The sequence below is a fragment of the Clostridium aciditolerans genome, assembly GCF_016316925.1.
Taxonomy (GTDB): domain Bacteria; phylum Bacillota; class Clostridia; order Clostridiales; family Clostridiaceae; genus Clostridium_AM; species Clostridium_AM aciditolerans.
Genome location: NZ_JAEEGB010000007.1, coordinates 63,389 through 80,143, shown reverse-complemented (window position 1 = coordinate 80,143; position 16,755 = coordinate 63,389). Strand labels below are relative to the sequence as shown.

Annotated in this window: 14 protein-coding genes; 8 read left to right on the top strand and 6 right to left on the bottom strand. The window is 30.4% G+C overall.

Annotated features, from left to right (window positions below; genetic code table 11):
- Nucleotides 1-192 precede the first annotated feature (192 nt).
- The 4 genes from I6U51_RS07595 (at nt 193) to I6U51_RS07580 (ending at nt 5,839) form a co-directional block, all read left to right on the top strand.
- Entirely contained in the window at nt 193-2,475 is a 2,283-nt protein-coding gene (locus I6U51_RS07595; RefSeq protein WP_211142079.1) for an ATP-dependent Clp protease ATP-binding subunit, read from the top strand.
- Nucleotides 2,476-2,574: 99 nt separating this feature from the next.
- The gene (locus I6U51_RS07590) at nt 2,575-3,048 is read left to right on the top strand and encodes a metallophosphoesterase family protein (RefSeq protein ID WP_211142078.1); all 474 of its coding nucleotides are present in this window, start codon (nt 2,575-2,577) and stop codon (nt 3,046-3,048) included.
- 64 nt (nt 3,049-3,112) lie between these two features.
- Nucleotides 3,113-4,072, top strand: a complete 960-nt coding sequence (gene uvsE, locus I6U51_RS07585; protein ID WP_211142077.1) for a UV DNA damage repair endonuclease UvsE — start codon at nt 3,113-3,115, stop codon at nt 4,070-4,072.
- Nucleotides 4,073-4,180: 108 nt separating this feature from the next.
- A complete protein-coding gene (locus I6U51_RS07580; protein WP_211142076.1) occupies nt 4,181-5,839 on the top strand; it encodes a glutamine--tRNA ligase/YqeY domain fusion protein in 1,659 nt (552 codons plus the stop codon).
- Nucleotides 5,840-5,930: 91 nt separating this feature from the next.
- On the opposite strand, the gene I6U51_RS07575 is transcribed toward I6U51_RS07580, so the two are convergent.
- A complete protein-coding gene (locus tag I6U51_RS07575) occupies nt 5,931-6,680 on the bottom strand; it encodes a DUF438 domain-containing protein (protein ID WP_211142075.1) in 750 nt (249 codons plus the stop codon).
- Nucleotides 6,681-7,551: 871 nt separating this feature from the next.
- On the opposite strand from I6U51_RS07575, the gene I6U51_RS07570 reads away from it, so the two are divergent.
- Nucleotides 7,552-8,124 (top strand): hypothetical protein, encoded by a 573-nt coding sequence (locus tag I6U51_RS07570; RefSeq protein ID WP_211142074.1) that lies wholly within the window; start codon nt 7,552-7,554, stop codon nt 8,122-8,124.
- A 401-nt stretch (nt 8,125-8,525) separates the two neighbouring features.
- Here I6U51_RS07570 and I6U51_RS07565 read toward each other — a convergent pair whose 3' ends face one another.
- Nucleotides 8,526-9,401, bottom strand: a complete 876-nt coding sequence (locus I6U51_RS07565; RefSeq protein WP_211142073.1) for an SDR family oxidoreductase — start codon at nt 9,399-9,401, stop codon at nt 8,526-8,528.
- Nucleotides 9,402-9,513: 112 nt separating this feature from the next.
- Nucleotides 9,514-10,059 carry a helix-turn-helix domain-containing protein gene (locus I6U51_RS07560; RefSeq protein ID WP_211142191.1) on the bottom strand — a complete coding sequence of 182 codons (546 nt, stop codon included), beginning with the start codon at nt 10,057-10,059 and terminating at the stop codon, nt 9,514-9,516.
- Nucleotides 10,060-10,604: 545 nt separating this feature from the next.
- Here I6U51_RS07560 and I6U51_RS07555 point away from each other — a divergent pair.
- The 3 genes from I6U51_RS07555 (at nt 10,605) to I6U51_RS07545 (ending at nt 14,185) form a co-directional block, all read left to right on the top strand.
- Nucleotides 10,605-11,681 carry a M24 family metallopeptidase gene (locus I6U51_RS07555; protein WP_211142072.1) on the top strand — a complete coding sequence of 359 codons (1,077 nt, stop codon included), beginning with the start codon at nt 10,605-10,607 and terminating at the stop codon, nt 11,679-11,681.
- Nucleotides 11,682-11,951: 270 nt separating this feature from the next.
- Nucleotides 11,952-12,632 (top strand): response regulator transcription factor, encoded by a 681-nt coding sequence (locus I6U51_RS07550; protein WP_211142071.1) that lies wholly within the window; start codon nt 11,952-11,954, stop codon nt 12,630-12,632.
- On the top strand, nt 12,629-14,185 hold the full coding sequence (locus tag I6U51_RS07545; protein ID WP_211142070.1) for a sensor histidine kinase: 1,557 nt from the start codon (nt 12,629-12,631) through the stop codon (nt 14,183-14,185). Before I6U51_RS07550 ends, I6U51_RS07545 begins: the two co-directional genes overlap by 4 nt.
- A 37-nt stretch (nt 14,186-14,222) precedes the next feature.
- Here the strand turns inward: I6U51_RS07545 and I6U51_RS07540 are convergent, their stop codons facing one another.
- From I6U51_RS07540 to I6U51_RS07530, 3 genes are read right to left on the bottom strand one after another with little or no spacing between them, the layout of a single operon-like run.
- Nucleotides 14,223-15,329: a GerAB/ArcD/ProY family transporter gene (locus I6U51_RS07540; RefSeq protein WP_211142069.1), complete on the bottom strand. Its 1,107-nt coding sequence runs from the start codon at nt 15,327-15,329 to the stop codon at nt 14,223-14,225.
- A gap of 49 nt (nt 15,330-15,378) precedes the next feature.
- The gene (locus tag I6U51_RS07535) at nt 15,379-15,591 is read right to left on the bottom strand and encodes a hypothetical protein (RefSeq protein ID WP_211142068.1); all 213 of its coding nucleotides are present in this window, start codon (nt 15,589-15,591) and stop codon (nt 15,379-15,381) included.
- Between the two features lie 3 nt (nt 15,592-15,594).
- Nucleotides 15,595-16,752, bottom strand: coding sequence for a Ger(x)C family spore germination protein (locus tag I6U51_RS07530; protein ID WP_211142067.1), 1,158 nt, complete (start codon nt 16,750-16,752; stop codon nt 15,595-15,597).
- Nucleotides 16,753-16,755 lie beyond the last annotated feature (3 nt).

Below are 16,755 nucleotides of genomic sequence, written 5' to 3'. Positions count from 1 at the left end.
TATGCTTATTATATTATTCTAAACTTATAAATTTGTTAACAGAAATTAGAAAATATAAAAAGATAAGTCAATAGATGATGGAGAAAATAACATGTAAAAGTTTTACAGATAAACTGTTATAATAAAAATTAATATATGATATACTGTAATTACAATAATCTAATTTTACTATTGAAATATGGAGATGATAACATGCAAATGTGTTCTATTTGTAATAAAAATATAGCAACTATATATACAGCAAAGATGGAGAATGGTAAGTCCGAAATGATAGGTGTATGCCTAGAGTGTGCTAAAAAAATGGGTATTCCAATTGTTGATCAATTGATGAAACAAAGCGGTATATCAAAGGACGACATTGAAAATCTATCAGAGCAAATGAATAGCATGCTTCAAGATATAAATATAGAAGACATGGGAAGTAACCCATTTTTAAATTTGTTTAACAATTCAACTTCGCCTACAGATATGGACAGCAAAGAAGTCACTGAAGAAAAGAAAGAAAAGTCTTCTAATAGAGATGAATCATCAAATGTTAAAGCAAAAAGCAGTTTCTTTAATAGAAAGAAAAGAAAGCACCTTGATACTTACGGAACAAATTTAACAGACAAGGCAAAAAATAAGGAAGTTGATAAGGTTGTTGGAAGACACAGAGAAATAGATAGAGTTATACAGATACTAAATAGAAGAACTAAAAACAACCCTATATTAATAGGCGAACCAGGTGTAGGAAAAACAGCAATTGCCGAAGGGTTGGCAGTTAGAATAGCAGAAAAACAGGTACCAACAAAGCTTTATAATGCTGAGGTATATTTACTTGATTTAACAGCAGTTGTAGCTGGAACTCAGTTTAGAGGACAATTTGAAGGACGCATGAAGTCCATCATAGAAGAGGCTAAAGATAATGGAAACATTATCTTGGTAATAGATGAAATTCATAATATAATTGGTGCTGGTGAAGCTCAGGGTGGAGCAATGAATGCTGCTAATATACTAAAACCTGCACTTGCAAGAGGAGAAATTCAAGTAATTGGGGCAACCACTTTAGAAGAGTATAGAAAGCATATAGAAAAGGATTCTGCCCTAGAGCGAAGATTTCAGCCTATACTAGTAGAAGAACCTACAGTAGAGGAAACAATAGAAATTTTAAAAGGTATTAGAGGGTATTACGAAGATTACCATAAAGTAAAAATATGTGATGAGGTAATTGAAGCAGCAGCAAATTTATCTGAAAGATATATAAATGACAGATTTTTGCCAGATAAGGCTATAGACGTAATTGATGAAGCAAGTTCAAGGGCTAATTTAAAAAATCAAGGACTTGTGGAACTGCATGCTTTAAAAGAAGAATTAAATGAAATTCAGAACAAAATGAAAGATGCTGCGGACAATAATGACTATGAGAAAGCGGCACAGTTTAAGACAGATGAATGCAGAGTGCAAGAAAAGATAAAGTCTATAGAAAAAGAATGTGCTTTTGTAAATTTAACTATAGAGGATGTTGCATTTGTAATAGAGGCTTGGACTAAAATTCCTGTGCAAAGTATTACTGAAGAAGAAGCAGAAAAGCTATTAAACCTTGAGGAGAGACTCCATAAAAGAGTAATAGGACAGCACCCAGCGATTGTAAGTTTGTCAAGATCAATAAGAAGAAATCGCTTAGGATTTAGAAAAAAGAAAAAACCATCTTCCTTTATTTTCGTCGGGCCTACTGGTGTAGGTAAAACTGAGCTTGCAAGAGCGCTATCCTGCGAACTTTTTGGAAGTGAAGAGGCTCTTATTCGCCTTGATATGTCAGAGTATATGGAGAAACATACAGCATCTAAGTTAATTGGTGCTCCTCCGGGATATGTTGGATATGACCAAGGTGGCCAGTTAACAGAGAAGATTAGAAGAAAACCTTATTCCGTTATTCTTTTAGATGAAATTGAAAAAGCTCATCCTGATGTATTTAATATGCTGCTGCAAATTCTTGAGGATGGAAGGCTAACAGATAGTCAAGGAAGGACTGTACATTTTGATAACTCTGTAATAATTATGACCTCAAATGCAGGAACTAACTTTAAATCTAATGGAATTGGATTTGCAAAGGAAGGCTATAATATTCTAGAAAATCAAGTAAAGGAAGCACTTAAAGAATTCTTTAGACCAGAATTTCTAAATAGAGTTGATGAAACGATAGTGTTTACACCTCTTGCAAAAGAAGAACTGTACAAAATTATTGATTTAATGTTAAAAGAAGTTATTGATGAAGTTAAAGAAAAGAATATTTTCTTAGATATATCTGATGAGGTAAAGGATTATATATTAAAAGTTGGATATGACGAAAGATATGGGGCAAGACCTCTTAGAAGATCCATTCAAAAATACATTGAAGATGAAATTGCTGAACAATATCTTCAAAAGAAATTTAGAGAGGGATCCCATATTAAAGTTGATTTAGAAGATGATAAAATAGTTTTAAGAGTAAATTAATGTATATTTTATGTCCCCGGGTAAATACCGGGGATTTTATCTTATTCGACAGTATGGAGAAGGAGTTTCATATTAATAATATGTTTAGGAGGTGTTATTATGAGTAAGTATAAGATAGGTGTAATTTCTGATACACACGGATTATTAAGACATGAGGCCTTAGAAATGCTTAAAGGGGTTGAGATGATTATACACGCTGGAGATGTAGGTGATCCTGAAATACTCCAAAAACTAAAGGAAATAGCACCAGTAGTGGCTGTCAGAGGCAATTGTGATAAGGGAGAATGGGCATATAAGCTTAACAAGACAGAAGTAATAAAGTTGGGAGAAGTACTTATATATGTGATTCACAATATCAATGATATTGATATAGATTTAGAAGCTGCAGGTTTTAATATTGTAGTAAGCGGGCATTCACACAAACCATTAAATATAGAAGACAATGGCATATTATTTTTAAACCCAGGAAGTATCGGACCTAGAAGGTTTAATCTACCTATAAGTATGGGCATATTAAATATTAATAAAGAGAAAGTAAATGCAAATTTAATAGAACTAGATTCAAATATATAAGGTATTAATAGTTTATCACTACACAAACTAGTATGGGATTATTACGAAGAGAAGGGTATTACTGATGAAAATTCGTTTAGGATACGTATCAATAGCTTTAAATCTTCCTAAGGTTACAGCCTCAAGTACAGTAACCTACACAAACTATGAAAAGCAAAGTAGTGATGAAAAAAAATTAAATAAGCTGAAGCAGGTAACCTTGTCAAACTTGAATGATTTGTATACCATACTTCAATACAATGTTGAAAAAAACATACATTTTTATAGAATAACTTCACAACTTGTACCTTTAGCTACTCATCCTGAAGTTGATAACTGGAATTATAGAAAAATTTTTAGTAGAGATTTTGAGCGAATTGGTAATTTTATAAAAGTACATAATATGAGAGTAGATACACATCCAGATCAATTTAATGTACTCAACAGTATAAAAGATGAAGTTGTAGAAGTGACTAAAAGAAACCTTTGGTTCCATGTAAATCTCTTTGAGGATTTAGATTATTCTGAAGGAAAAATGGTATTACATATAGGAAGTGGCCAAGGTGGCAAAGAACAGTCTATAAAAAGATTTATTAATAATTTTAACAATTATCCAAAAGAAATAAGCAGCAGATTAATATTAGAAAATGATGATAAAACTTTTACCACTAAAGAAGTATTAAAGATATGTAAGGAACTAGAAGTTCCTATGGTTTTAGATGTTCATCATCATAAGTGTAATAATGATGGCGAGTCGATAGGAGATTTGCTTAAAGATATATTCAGCACTTGGAATAAAGAAATACTTCCTCCTAAAATTCACTTTTCAAGTCCAAGAGAAGGTGAATTCGACAGAAAACATTCAGATTATATAAATCCTAATGATTTTATTGAGTTTGTGGAACTAAGTAAGCTTTTAGAAAGGGATTTTGATATTATGCTAGAAGCAAAACAGAAGGATTTGGCATTATTAAAATTAATAGAGGATATTAAGAGTATCAGAAGTAATTGGAAGTGGATAGATGCAACTACAATAGAAATTTAGCTAAAAAAACAATTAATTTGTAAATTATCAATAGAAAGAAATGTTATTTTGTGATATATTTATTTTTAGTGCAATGAAAAATTTAATATAGACGAGAAGGGAGAAAAAATGGAGAATATAACAAGTTCATCAAATTTTATAAGAAATATAGTAGTTGAAGATTTAGAAGCAGGAAAATATAAAGAAATAGTGACACGTTTTCCACCAGAGCCAAATGGCTATTTACATATTGGTCATGCGAAATCAATAGTATTGAATTTTGAGTTGGCGGATGAATTTAAAGGTAAAACAAATTTACGTTTTGATGATACAAATCCAACTAAAGAGGATACAGAGTATGTTGAATCTATTAAAGAAGACGTTAAGTGGTTAGGTTTTGAATGGGATGAATTATTTTTTGCTTCAAATTACTTTGAAGAAATGTATAATAGAGCTGTTCTGCTAATAAAAAAAGGTTTAGCCTATGTAGATGATTTAAGTGCAGAGCAGATGAGAGAGTATAGAGGAACTTTAACTCAGCCAGGAAAAGAAAGTCCATTTAGAAATAGAAGTATAGAAGAAAATTTAGATTTATTTGAAAGAATGAGAAAAGGCGAATTTAAGGATGGAGAAAAGATATTAAGAGCTAAAATAGATATGGCATCTCCAAATATAACTATGAGAGACCCTGCAATATATCGTATAGCTCATGCGTCACATCATAATACCGGTGATAAATGGTGCATATACCCAATGTATGACTTTGCTCATCCACTTGAAGATGCTATAGAAGGGATAACACATTCTATTTGTACATTAGAATTTGAAGACCACCGTCCATTATATGATTGGGTTGTAAGAGAATGTGAAATGGAAAACACTCCTAAGCAAATTGAATTCGCAAGATTAAACTTAACTAATACAGTAATGAGTAAAAGAAAATTAAAGCAGTTAGTTGATGAAAAATTTGTAGATGCTTGGGATGATCCTCGTGTGCCTACAATTGCAGGTTTAAGAAGAAAAGGATTTACACCGGAATCCATACGTAATTTCTGTAAAGCTATAGGTGTTGCTAAGGCTGCTAGTACGGTAGATGCTCAGATGTTAGAACATTTCCTAAGAGAAGACTTAGAAAAGAAAGCACGTAAAACTATGGCAGTATTGAGACCTATTAAGGTTGTTATTACAAATTATCCAGAAGATCAAGTTGAAATGCTTGAGGTACCGTACAGCGTAGATAATCCAGAGTTTGGAAGTCGTATGATTCCATTTTCAAGAGAATTATATATTGATGAAGATGATTTTATGGAAGATCCTCCAAAGAAATATCATAGATTATATCCAGGAAATGAAGTTAGATTTAAAGAAGCTTATTTCATTAAATGTAACGATGTTATAAAAGACGAAAATGGAAAAATTATAGAATTGCATTGTACTTACGATCCTGAAACTAAGAGTGGAACTGGATTTACAGGAAGAAAAGTTAAAGGTACAATTCACTGGGTAAGTGCTAAACATGCAGTACCAGCAGAAATTAGATTATATGAACCTTTAATATTAGATGAAGAGAAGGAAGAAGGATTAACTTTCTTAGATCAAGTTAATCCAAATTCCTTAGAAATACTCCAAGGATTTGTAGAGCCAAGTATGAAAGATGCAAAAGCTCATGATAAATTTCAATTTATAAGGGTAGGATACTTCAATGTAGATCCTAAGTATACTACTGAAGATAAATTAGTATTTAACAGAATAGTATCCTTAAAGAGTTCATTTAAGATAGAAAAATAAAATATAGAATTTCAAACTAGAAAATTGACCTACACAAAGGATTATAAGTATATTCCGAAGTGTAAGTCAATTTTCAGCATTGAAACCTATACTATTTTCCAGGAGTGAAGCTGCAGTATCCGATTTTATCACATTCTTTTTTCATTTGATTCCATAGCGCTGAGTCTGTAAGTGTTTCCATGGAAGAAGGATAAAGAATATGATTTTCTTTATAAATGTGATCTCTAAGGTTAAAAATTAAATATTTAGCTGCTTCATCTAGTGCTTTTTTAAAATGATTGAAATCTATTTTTGATACTTCAAAAGCAAGTTCTCTTATTTCGTGCTTTTTAGCTCTTAACATATCATGTTCCATTCTCATAATCCTTGTAGGACCAGTAACTCCTCTTGATTCTAATTCAGGAAATAACACATTTTCTTCTCTTTTGTGATGATTTTCAGCATCAATTATGTCATTAGCTGTCTTTAAAAGCATATTGAATTCCACTATATTTTTATCATAGCTATTCATCTTTTGTATTTTACTGTTAATTTCCTCTAATAAAGTTAATAGCTTTAATATTTCATCATGTTCTTGAATTAAAGTAGTAAGCACATGATCAGGAGATAGTTTTAATTTAAGCTTATCTAATTCGCTTTTTAAAACTTCCATATGGATGTCACATAGATGTCTTAAATCCTCAGGTTTAGTTCCTTCTTCAATTAATTTTTGTTCTGCTAAAGATAACTCCAATGGATCTACCTTTGAAACCATTTCTAAAGCCTCTGATCTTAGTGATTCTGTAATTTCTTCAGAATTTAATCTTCTTAATAACTCTACTAATTTATCAGTTTTATTCATAATAAACCCTCCTAAAATACTTCCGTACAATTTTTGTCTTTCTTTGCTTCTATTATAAAATTAGAAGATTTTAATTACTGTGATTACAATCAAAATTTTTCTTAATTAAGATATAAGTGTATATTTAAAATAATATTTTATAATGTATCGAGCATATATTAGGAGAAATAATTAAATTATTAGGGGTTAAGCCTGTTTATACAATAAAAGAAAGCCTAGTAATATCAATAACATAAAGCTGCATATTTAAATAAATTTCATGCAGTTTTTATGGTTATTATATTACTGGCTTTTGTATTTTAATAGAAAGGGTATTTATAATGATTTTATAGTTGTTTCTGAAATTGAACAACATATCAGGATCGATCTTTGAATTTGACACAAAAGTTTTGTCTATTGTTTAACAAAAACAACGTTAATAGCTTTGATTAGGGCCTCAACTGTATCTCCTTCTTTAAATCCTGCATCTTCTAAACTCTCTTTAGTCATCACGGACGTAACTAGTGGAGAATTATTTCATCCATCCACAGTCATCTTGATTTGAGCCATTACATTATCAGCTTTAATTTCTTCAACTTTACCAATTAGCTTATTTCTTACACCAGCTTCCATAGCTTTACCTCCTAACAGTATTAATTCCATGTTAGTATTTTCTATGCATAGATAAACATACATAGTTATTTATAATAAGTATAATCATATTTTGTTATTATAATTAAGGATAAAGCTTGAATTGAATAAGATAATCACTAAATATGAAAACTAAAAACAATTAAGAAAATATTAAGATTTAATTTATACTTTATTAACAATAATAAATTTTATGTAATATATAATATTAATTAAGTGTTATATTTTAGAAGGTGAAGTTATGAAAACAACTAATCAAAAGATAAATAGTAAAAGAAAACATACTATTGCAAATCCAGTAGAAAGGAAAAGGGTATTAGTTACAATATCTTTAGGTATTATTTTCTTAATTGCGGCAGTAATAGTTATAAACAATGCAACTGCGAATTATCTGCCTATGCAAAGCAGAAGCTATAGAGAATTATATAAGAATGCTGCATCTATATCAAGAATATTATTTTTCTTTGTTATAGCCATATATCCTGTATTTTGGCTGTTAAGAAATAAAAGTGATAGGATATTGAATTTAATTGAAAGGTTTAATCTTAAACCAATCTTAAGGTTTTTAGGCAAAATATTAAGACAATGGCATGTACCTATAGCTATGATTGGTGTTTTTACTATTCTTATTCATGTTTATATGGTTCTCATATCTGGTTTCAAGTTTAATACAAAATATATCTCTGGATTAGCAGCACTTATAATATTAATTATACAATGTATATTAGGTGTGTTTAAATATAAAGGAATAGGGAGAAAGTGGCATATATCATTAGGTATACTATTCATAGTTTTAATGCTCATACATGGGTAAATGTTTTTAACTGTGATTCATAATAAAAATTATGCTACACAAAATTTTTATTAGAGGACAGTTGACAGAGGACAATTGACAGTGAAGGTGAGTTTTCTTCCTTACGTCAGAAAACTATTATATTTTTTTAGGCTTGTTTTGCTAATGCAAAACGTCGCTTAAGCAGAGAACCCAAATCTTTGATTTGGTGATAATCGCTTATACAGAGTGAGAGTGTACTCCTGCGAAATAAAAGAGCAGTAGTTTCTTTTAAATTAAAGATTTTTCGTAGTATAGCGGAGAAAAATCCTCCTTCACTGTCCTCTGTCAATTGTCAACTGTCCTCTAAAAATTGTGTCGCAAAATTTTTACTTTATGAATTGCTGATAATATAAGTTAACTTTAGAGTTAGTTTCTCTACATTAACCGCCTATAAAAGCTCCTCCATTTACGTGTATAGTTTGCCCTGTAACATATGATGATTCAGGGGATGCCAGATATACATAAGCGGCTGCCAGTTCTACCGGCTGTGCAGGTCTTCCGATTGGAGTATCAGCCCCAAACTTGCCTACCTGTTCTTTGCTAAATGATGATGGAATAAGAGGAGTCCATACAGGACCAGGAGCAATTGCATTTACTCTTATATTTCTACTTATTAATGAAAGTGCTAAAGAGCGGGTAAGTGTAACTACAGCACCTTTTGTTGCTGAATAATCCAATAGGAGTTCGTCGCCAGCATATGCTGTTATTGAAGCAGTATTTATAATACAACATCCTGGATTGAAATGGGGCATAACTGCACGTATCATATAAAACATACTAAAAACATTAGTTTTAAAGGTTTTTTCTAACTGTTCATTTGTAATATCCTCAATACTGTTTTGTGGATATTGAGCAGCGGCATTATTAACTAAAATATCAATCTTTTTGAATTGTTCCATAATTTTTTGAACTGCAGATTTGCAGAAATTATCATCAGTAATATCTCCAGGCAGTAGTAAACATCTACGACCTTTACTTTCTATTAATTTCTTTGTAGCTTCTGCATCCTCATGTTCATCATAATAGATAATGGCTATATCTGCACCTTCTTTTGCATAGGCGGTAGACACAGCTTTTCCTATACCGCTGTCACCACCAGTAATTACAGCAACTTTTCCTGATAACCTATCGGAGCCTTTATAATTGGGATCCTCAAAAATAGGGTTAGGATTCATCAGAGATTCTATTCCAGGTTGCTTATCCTGTTTTTGTTCAGGAACTGATTTAGGTAAGTTTATATAGAATTGATCGTTCATATTGAATAAAGTCCTCCTTGTAACTTAATATAAATAAACAACTTCGAGTTATCGAAGTTGTTTGATTACATTTAGTATTAGTATTTACGGACTTTATCATTCATAAATGAAACTAAAAAATTGGAGGTGTTACAATAGATAATAATTTTGCTGTTTGTTTTAGAGGATTTTTCCATACATGAGGAATCATAGATGGATAATGCATGGAGTCACCAGCTTTTACAACGTACTCCGTTCCATCTACTTCTACAATAACAGCTCCTTCTAATACATAAATAAATTCTTCACCAGGGTGATTGAATTTATGGCCGTGAGCCTTTTCTGGTGGAATAGAAACAATCATCGGTTCCATAGCTCTATCAGAGAACTTACCACTTAATAGGATAAATTCTGAATTTGAGCCTTCCATCTTTAACACATGTTGCTCTTCGGATTTTACATGGAAGTTATTGTTTTGGCAATCTTCAAAAAAGATATTTATAGAAACACCTAAAGCATCTGCTATTTTTTTAAGAGATGTAATAGCTAATGATGATGTCCCATTCTCTACTTGAGAAAGAAAGCTAACTGATAGGCCAGTTTTCTCACCAAGTTCTTTTAATGTTAAATTATTTTTTCTACGCAAATTACGAATTTTTTCAGAAATTTCATTCATCATTTTATCTTCTATGATCATCACAACCTTATCTAAATATAGAAATTTCTAGTGTTACTTTTAAAATAATATCATAGGAAGTAAATAAATTCAATATTTTATATGCATTTAAAAAATAATTATTAATATTAAGTTTGTTAAGAATAGAAAAAACTAAGTTTTAATATAGAATTTTGGTATATTTAAAAAAAATTAAGTAACACTGTAAAAATAACTATGCATTTTAAGATTATTGTGATAATATTAATTTAGAGTTAAAAATATTCCTTTGCATTATGGAATATATGTCAAAATTTTAAATTTTTTTGTTTTTAAAGATGCCATAAGATTTTATTATGTCATAAAATCTTATATTGTAAACGTTTATTGTGTAACTGAATAAGTTTTAAATTAAAAAAGTTATCATGGAATTTAATCAATATCTTGTACTAAATTGAGAAAGACTATAATTAATGAGTTTAAATTATAAATTAGACAAAGCAAAACTTCATAATTACAAAATTAATATGAGGTTTTTAAATATTATCCAATACTAAGGAGGATGTATTATGAATCAACAAAGATTAGGCAAAGTATTAAGAGAGATGGAAGCTAAAGGATTACCACAAATGTTAGTTTCAGATCCTGCAGCTATATTTTATTTAACAGGAAAATGGATTCACCCTGGTGAAAGAATGTTAGCTTTATACATAAACTTAAAGGGAAACAATAAATTGTTCATTAACGAACTATTCCCTGTACAAGAAGATTTAGGTGTTGAAAAAGTATGGTTTAATGATACTCAAGATGCTGTAGAAATAGTTTCAAAATATGTTGATAAAGAGAGCCCAATGGGAGTTGATAAGAACTGGCCAGCTCGTTTCTTATTAAGACTTATGGAATTAAAAGGCGGAAGCAATTTTGTAAATGGTTCAGCTATTTTAGATAGAGTAAGAATGTGTAAAGATGATCAAGAAAAAGACTTTATGAGAGAAGCTTCAAGACTTAATGATTTAGCAGTGGAAAAAATGATTAAAATTGTTCCAGAAGAGCATACTGAAAAGAAAATGGGACAGATATTAGCAGGAATTTATGAAGAATTAGGTGCAGATGGATTCTCATTTGATCCAATTATAGCTTATGGAGCAAATGCTGCTGACCCACACCATGGACCAGACAATTCAGAAGTTAAAGAAGGGGACAGTGTAATAATAGACATCGGATGTGCAAAAGATTCTTACTGTGCAGATATGACTAGAACTGTATTCTATAAGCATGCATCAGATAAAGCTAGAGAAGTATATAACATTGTTTTAGAAGCTAACTTAAAAGCTATAGCAGCAGTTAAGCCAGGTGCAAGATTCTGTGATATCGATGCTGCAGCAAGAGATCACATTGAAGCTGCTGGATACGGAAAATACTTTACTCATAGAACTGGACACTCAATCGGCATCGAAGTACATGATTTCGGCGATGTTTCTTCAGTAAATACTGACAAACTTAAACCAGGAATGATATTCTCAATTGAGCCAGGTATATATTTACCAGGAGAAGTTGGAGTTAGAATAGAAGACTTAGTATTAGTTACTGAAGATGGTTGCGAAGTACTTAACAACTACAGCAAAGAATTAACTATAATAGGATAATAAAAAAGGCTTATTAACAGCATTTATGTTGTGATAAGCCTTTTTTATTTTACAATAAGTTAACAAGTTTGTCATTAAAGTGTCACAGCACAAAGGTAGTATTTTAAGTATATGGGTTTAACAGTGCTCCACAACGAAGAAAGAATAAAAAGGAAGATAAAGGTTAGAATTTATGATATAATTCTGTTTAATAAGGCATATGAAAGAAAGCAATAACATACGACTGATTATTTTTGAGGATGCCTAAATATAGATTAGGAGATTATAAATATGGCTAAAACTATATTAATAGTAGATGACGAAGAAAGAATGAGAGTTCTTATAGAAGCATATTTAAAAAAAGAAGGCTTTAATGTGCTCCACGCAGAAAATGGTGAAGAGGCCTTAACGGTATTTAAATCAAACGCTGTTGATCTTGTTGTACTTGATATAATGATGCCTATTATGGATGGATGGACAACGTGTAGAGAGCTCAGAAGAATTTCCAATGTTCCTATAATAATGCTGACAGCTAAAAGTGAAGATGAAGACCAATTGTTAGGGTTTAGTTTGGGAACAGATAGTTATGTGACAAAACCCTTTAGCCCTAAAATTTTAGCTGCCAGAATAGTAGCTTTATTAAAAAGGGTTTATCCTGAAAATAATAAAGAAATTAACAGTAATGTTTATGATGGATTATATATCAATGAGCAGTATCGTGAAGTAAAAATAGATGATGTTGATGTTTATTTATCGCCTAAAGAGTATGAGCTTCTATGTTATCTTGTAAAAAATAAAGATTTAGTGCTAAGCAGAGAAAAAATCTTAGACTCTGTTTGGGGATTAGATTATTATGGAGATCTAAGAACAGTTGATACTCATATAAAAAGATTAAGAGAAAAACTTGCAGAAAAGGCTTATCTTGTTGCCACCGTTAGAGGTGTTGGTTATAAATTTGAGGTGAAGAAATGAAGATAAGAAACATAAGACTCAAAGATATAGATATTAAAAAAATAAATTTCAAAAAGATAAATCTGAAAAAGATAAATAAGAGCATAACACTAAAGCTGTTTGTAGTAACAGCTTTAGTGTTTATTGTATTTATAAGCAGCACGCTGGCAATTCAATCCTTGTTTTTTGGCCAATTCTATATGTCAAAAAAGAAAAATGATTTACAAAATGGAATGGAAAAGTTTAGAGTTTCTTACAACAAAACTACGGATGAGCAGAAGATAGCAGAACTTATAAGGGACTTTGAGGATACAAATAATGCTAAAATGCTTATACTAAATAGTAATGGTAAATCAAAATTTATAACCAGACCAGGCAGCGAAAAAACAGAAGCCTTAAGACTTAGGTTAATAAATGACATAATAAAAAAGTGGACAATGGATCCAAGTATAATTATAGATATAAAAGCCAGTAACAAACCAGTAACTATTTTAACTGACAAAAGGGGTAACGAAACCCGATATATGATAAGTGCAGTACCAGACAATAGCAAAGATGAAATTATATTCGCGGTAACCTCACTACAACCTGTAAATGAAGCATCTTCTGTAATTAAGGAATTTTATTTTTATTTTTATATTGTAGCTTTATTTTTAATAGTAATATTATCTTTAATATATTCAAACATGGTAACTAAACCACTATTAGAATTAAACGATTCTGCTTCTAAAATGGCTGACCTAGACTTTTCCAAGAAATGCAATATAAAAAGAGAAGATGAAATAGGAAATTTAGCGGATACTCTAAACTTTCTATCTGAAAATCTGAATAAATCTCTTACATCATTAAAAGAAGCAAATTCTAAACTAGAAGAAGACATAGAAAAAGAAAGAAGATTAGAAAAGATGAGAAAGGAATTTGTTGCAGCAGTATCTCATGAACTTAAAACACCTATAAGCCTTATAGGTGGATACGCAGAAGGACTAAAAGACGATATATTTGAAGGTGAAGAAAAAGATTATTATATTGATGTTATAATAGATGAAAGCAAAAAGATGGCAAACTTAGTCGCAGATATGCTTGATTTATCTCAACTAGAATCTGGAAACTTTAAGTTAGTTAAAGAAGAATTCTATATAGATGAACTTCTGAAAACTACAATAAAAAAGTTTGCTGCTGTTTTCAACGACAAAAATATAAAGTTTGATATAAATTTCATTGAGAACACAAAGGTTCATGCAGATTGGAGTAGAATGGAGCAGGTTATAACGAATTTTATTACAAATGCCATAAGACATACAAATGAAGACGGAAGTATAATGGTCAATATGAAACAACAAGAGGATAGAGTTTTGATTTCAATAGAAAACACAGGGGAAAACATCTCAGAGGATGAGATGGATAAAATATGGGATAATTTTTATAAAATTGATAAGTCTAGAACTAGAAAACTTGGAGGCACAGGAATAGGACTTGCAATTGTTAAAAATATTCTTATGCTACACGGCAGCGAATATGGAGTAAAAAATACTGATAAAGGAGTAAAGTTTTATTTCACGCTTAAAAAGGTTTAGTAAATATGTCCACTGATTTTTAATCAGTGGACATATTTTATGTTTTATGTGTATTAGAAGAAGGTAGTTTACGCACCTTTATTTCAGCAGCAATAAGTATGATTACTGGTAATATAACTTGATGTGGTATTGCATAGTAAGGCCATACATTGAAAGCCCAGTCCATCATCTCCATTGTACTTTTAAAGTTAAATGTAGAAAAAAGGAGAGTTAATAATGCTATAGGTGTTGCTAAAAATCTGTAATCATCAATGTTAAGAACCTTTGCTATACCACGACAGACAGCTAACATGTCTATAGTCGCCTTTATAAATATATTTATAATTAACACAATTATTACTGTTGCTTCCATTCTTTCTATAAAGGTGCCAAGTCTTATTATGCTAACAGAGATATATGATGGGAAATAATTGATATTCATAGTATCCGATCCTAAAACTAATACATTTTTTAAGCCATTCACAAGCAGTGTTAATGATCCTATTATTAGTCCATATAAATAAATTTTATAAGATGATTTTTGATTTTCAAGGGAAGAAAAAACCATGGTAAACACAACTGTTTCAGCAAAGGGAAATGAAAGTGCAGAAAATGCTCCAGAAACAACTGGTTGAATACCATTATAAAGTATAGGCAAGAGATTGTTTATATTCATTTGCGTAGATGATAAAATTATTGTAATTAAAATTACAGCTATAACATTTACAATAATAAAAAGCTCACTCCACCGTCCTAATACCTCAATGCCTAATTTAAGAGCAAAAATACATAAAAGTATAAAAAATATCATAGGTACTACTATAGGTGTATCTGGGTATACTACTATATTAGTAAATTCAGAAAAATTTCTTAACACCAACACACCTAAGTAGAATGAAAACCAGATATATATAATACTTAATATTTTACCTATAATATTTCCGAATACAATATGTAAAATATCAAATAAGTCTTTTCCAGGAAAGAGGTATAGAAGTCTGGAATATATCAAAATAACTGGAATAGAAAGTAATGTACCAATAATAATGGCTAACCAAGTATCATTTTTAGCATTTGATGCTGTACCTATTAGTAAAGAACTTCCCAATATAAACATTACTACTAGACAAATGCCTTGTTTATCAGAGACTATTTCTTTATTCATATTCTTCCTCCATATTAATGAAGAATCTATACTTTTATCTAAAAGTATGTTATTTTTTTATAATAGTAAACACTATTTTTTCTATCGCAGAAGCAGGACTAGGTATCTTTACTCCTAAACTAAGTAGAGCACTCAATATTAATGAAATAGCCATAAAGATAATATAAGTTATTACCATATTTTTTTTCCTATTTCGTATCATTGGAATAACTTCTATGATAATAATTAATATATAAGTTAAGGCTATACCTGCTGCGTACATAGTCTATTCTCCTATTCTAATTGGCTTTGATATTTTGCCGCTGCCTTTTATAGTTAAGTCTACGTTAACATTGAATTGCATCTTAGAAAATACCTTTTCATCAGTATAAGGAATGCTTTTCCAGATGTCAGAATGTTGTCTTTTGATAATATCACCAAATCCAAATATATCGCTTTTATAATTTGTTTGAACTTTTTTTAATAGGATTTCTATTCTAGTTTTTAATAATTGCTCCGCATCTTTTTCTAATTTAATTCTTCCAGGCTCATCAATAAAATTTTTAGTGCCTGCTACTTCATCAATGGCCACAACTGTATCAATATTTATGTCTAAAGTAAAGTTTTCGTTTTGGTAAATAGAATTTATTTTAGTTTTGCTTTTAAAAATTTCTAATGAGATATCTGTGCTAGTATTATCCGCTTGTTTTAATATCAATGATCCTTCATGAATCTTATTCTTTATAAATAGTAAATCCATTGTTTCCTCACCATCAAGGTATCCCACTAATTTATCCTGCTTAAATACAGCAGTGCCATAAATTTCAGGAAAGGTAAATTCATTAATTTTTTCAATTTTTACTACTGGAGCTATAGCAGAGGTAGTGTTGCTTGATATATCTCTTCTAAATCTCCAAATATCCATCTGGGGGAATTTATATACTGGATTTTGACTTCTAATTATTTCATTTAGATGAAGAGAAGTAACATCAGTTAGTGGTATTTTTTGTTTTAATACATCACGTGCAGTTATACCATGGCTTATAAGTATCCAAGTATCCTGTCTTGGTTCAGAATCTCTATTAACCCAATCAATTACAGGTACGATTCCATTTGATGCAATATTTTCGTTTATTATTATAACCTTTGTATGCCCCCAATAGATTTTTTTACCGGTTATCAATATTAAATTTCTTACAGCATCAAATATAGTTTTTCCTCGTGCTGAAAAAAGCTGGGAAGATACTTTTGTAGAACCTCTAGAAGGTTCCGTATTGATCAATTCCGCAGTAACTATATAATTGTTGTTATCATCATCTTTATCTATTGAAACTCCTGCAGCCAGCCCTAACTGTTCAACTTCCCTATAATTCCAACAACCTGTAGATAGGAAAACATTACTAATTATATAGATAAATAAAATTGATAATTTAATAAACTTCATATT

What these genes read in the sequence shown, in the direction of transcription:
- I6U51_RS07595 (WP_211142079.1), top strand. Translation starts at nt 193, where the DNA reads ATGCAAATGTGTTCTATTTGTAATAAAAATATAGCAACTATATATACA.
- I6U51_RS07590 (WP_211142078.1), top strand. Translation starts at nt 2,575, where the DNA reads ATGAGTAAGTATAAGATAGGTGTAATTTCTGATACACACGGATTATTA.
- uvsE (WP_211142077.1), top strand. Translation starts at nt 3,113, where the DNA reads ATGAAAATTCGTTTAGGATACGTATCAATAGCTTTAAATCTTCCTAAG.
- I6U51_RS07580 (WP_211142076.1), top strand. Translation starts at nt 4,181, where the DNA reads ATGGAGAATATAACAAGTTCATCAAATTTTATAAGAAATATAGTAGTT.
- I6U51_RS07575 (WP_211142075.1), bottom strand. Translation starts at nt 6,680, where the DNA reads ATGAATAAAACTGATAAATTAGTAGAGTTATTAAGAAGATTAAATTCT.
- I6U51_RS07570 (WP_211142074.1), top strand. Translation starts at nt 7,552, where the DNA reads ATGAAAACAACTAATCAAAAGATAAATAGTAAAAGAAAACATACTATT.
- I6U51_RS07565 (WP_211142073.1), bottom strand. Translation starts at nt 9,401, where the DNA reads ATGAACGATCAATTCTATATAAACTTACCTAAATCAGTTCCTGAACAA.
- I6U51_RS07560 (WP_211142191.1), bottom strand. Translation starts at nt 10,059, where the DNA reads ATGATGAATGAAATTTCTGAAAAAATTCGTAATTTGCGTAGAAAAAAT.
- I6U51_RS07555 (WP_211142072.1), top strand. Translation starts at nt 10,605, where the DNA reads ATGAATCAACAAAGATTAGGCAAAGTATTAAGAGAGATGGAAGCTAAA.
- I6U51_RS07550 (WP_211142071.1), top strand. Translation starts at nt 11,952, where the DNA reads ATGGCTAAAACTATATTAATAGTAGATGACGAAGAAAGAATGAGAGTT.
- I6U51_RS07545 (WP_211142070.1), top strand. Translation starts at nt 12,629, where the DNA reads ATGAAGATAAGAAACATAAGACTCAAAGATATAGATATTAAAAAAATA.
- I6U51_RS07540 (WP_211142069.1), bottom strand. Translation starts at nt 15,329, where the DNA reads ATGAATAAAGAAATAGTCTCTGATAAACAAGGCATTTGTCTAGTAGTA.
- I6U51_RS07535 (WP_211142068.1), bottom strand. Translation starts at nt 15,591, where the DNA reads ATGTACGCAGCAGGTATAGCCTTAACTTATATATTAATTATTATCATA.
- I6U51_RS07530 (WP_211142067.1), bottom strand. Translation starts at nt 16,752, where the DNA reads ATGAAGTTTATTAAATTATCAATTTTATTTATCTATATAATTAGTAAT.